Source organism: Mycobacterium sp. TH-M15 (genome assembly GCF_057473705.1).
Genome location: NZ_JBYCLB010000697.1, coordinates 1 through 1,680, shown reverse-complemented (window position 1 = coordinate 1,680; position 1,680 = coordinate 1). Strand labels below are relative to the sequence as shown.

At 71.5% G+C, this 1,680-nt stretch carries 3 protein-coding genes; all 3 read left to right on the top strand.

The annotated features are described in order from the left end of the window. Positions 1–517: serine hydrolase (locus AC2VNT_RS17185; protein ID WP_486948004.1), on the top strand; the 517-nt coding region annotated here is incomplete at its 5' end. After that, positions 517–768, top strand: coding sequence for a DUF4926 domain-containing protein (locus AC2VNT_RS17180; RefSeq protein WP_486948003.1), 252 nt, complete (start codon positions 517–519; stop codon positions 766–768). The genes AC2VNT_RS17185 and AC2VNT_RS17180, both read left to right, overlap by 1 nt. Before the next feature lie 91 nt (positions 769–859). Further along, the coding region (locus AC2VNT_RS17175) for a DUF222 domain-containing protein (RefSeq protein WP_486948002.1) at positions 860–1,680 on the top strand (821 nt) is incomplete at its 3' end.

Below are 1,680 nucleotides of genomic sequence, written 5' to 3'. Positions count from 1 at the left end.
ACTGCGCCACGACGTGATGGGCCCGCCGCCGATCACCCAGCCGACCTTCCCCAACGCCGGCGGCGGACTGATGTCGACCGCCGACGACTACCTGCGGTTCATCCGGATGCTGCTCGGCGGCGGGGTGGTCGACGGGGTGCGGGTGCTCTCGGCCGAATCGGCGCGGGCGATGCGCACCGACCGGCTCACCGACGCCCAGAAGCGGCAGGCGTTCCTGGGCGCCCCGTTCTGGGTCGGCCGCGGCTTCGGGCTGAACCTGTCGGTGGTGACCGACCCGGCGAAGGCGCGCCCGCTGTTCGGCCCGGGCGGGGTCGGCACGTTCAGCTGGCCGGGCGCCTACGGCACCTGGTGGCAGGCCGACCCGGAGGCCGACCTGATCCTGCTGTACCTGGTGCAGAACCACCCGACGTTCTCGACCGACCCGGCCGCCGAGGTGGGCGGCAACACCTCGGCGGCCAAGCTGCGCACCGCGCAGCCGCGGTTCGTCCGGCGGACGTATCGGGCACTGGAGCTGTGATGCGGGGCTTCCGGCCGTTCCGCCGGCGGGAGCGGGTCAACGCCCACGAGCACGACGTGATCCGGCTGCTGCGTGCGCTGCCCGAGCGCGGCCTGGCGGCCGGAGACCAGGGCACCACCGTCCACGACTACCGCGCGCCCGGTGCGCCGTATCCGGTGGAGTTCTGCCACGACCGCTCCACCAGCATTCTGGTCGACGTCCATGCCGGCGACTTCGAGGTGGCGTGGCGGGCCGACGCTTCCGGATCGTGACCGTCGCCACCACTCCACAGTCGCGCCGTTATCCACACCGTGCGACCCCGCCACAAAGCATGTGACAGCCCACCCCCCTATACTCGAATGTATGTTCGATATAATCAGCGGCTCGGAAGTGGCGGTCGAGGCGCTGCCGACCGCCCGGCTCACCGGGCTGATCGCGGAGACGTATCGGATGGAGTCGGTGCTGATCGCGGGCCGGCTCAGCGCCATCGCCGAACTGCTGCAACGGCGCGAACCGGACGTCGCCGAGGTGGAAGACCCGATGCACGCGATGATCACCGGGTTCGAGCGCACCTGCGCCGAGGTTTCGGCGCTGATGAACCTCTCGCCCGCGGCGGCGAGTCACCACGTGCACTACGCCGACACGTTGTTCACCCGGCTGCCACGGATCGCCGGCCTGCTGGCGCAGGGGCGGCTCGACTGGCCCACCGTGCAACTGATCATCAGCCGCACCGAGCTGGTCGAGTACGAACGCATCGCCGACGTCGACCGGGAGCTGGCGACCCAGGTCGAGGATTGGCGCGGCTGGTCGCGCCGGCGGGTGATCAACACAGTCGATGCCGTCGTGCTGGCCCTCGACCCGGACGCAGCCCGTGAGCGGCGCCATAACGCCGAGCGCAACCGCTACATCGGCGTCACCGCGTACCCGGACGGGACCGCAGAGATCCACGGCCGGATGGCCGCCGCGCAGGGCGCCGCGTTCGACCGGCGCCTCTCCGAGTTGGCCAAGGACGTCTGCGCCGACGACCCGCGAAGCCTGAATCAGCGCCGCGCCGACGCCCTCACCGCGCTGGCCGAGGGGCACAAGCTCGCCTGCGCCTGCGGCGGCGCCGAATGCCCGATCCGGCACCCCGCACCCGCCGGACAGGGACGAACGGTGGTCGTCAACGTGAGCGCCACCGCCGA

What these genes read in the sequence shown, in the direction of transcription:
- AC2VNT_RS17180 (WP_486948003.1), top strand. Translation starts at nt 517, where the DNA reads ATGCGGGGCTTCCGGCCGTTCCGCCGGCGGGAGCGGGTCAACGCCCAC.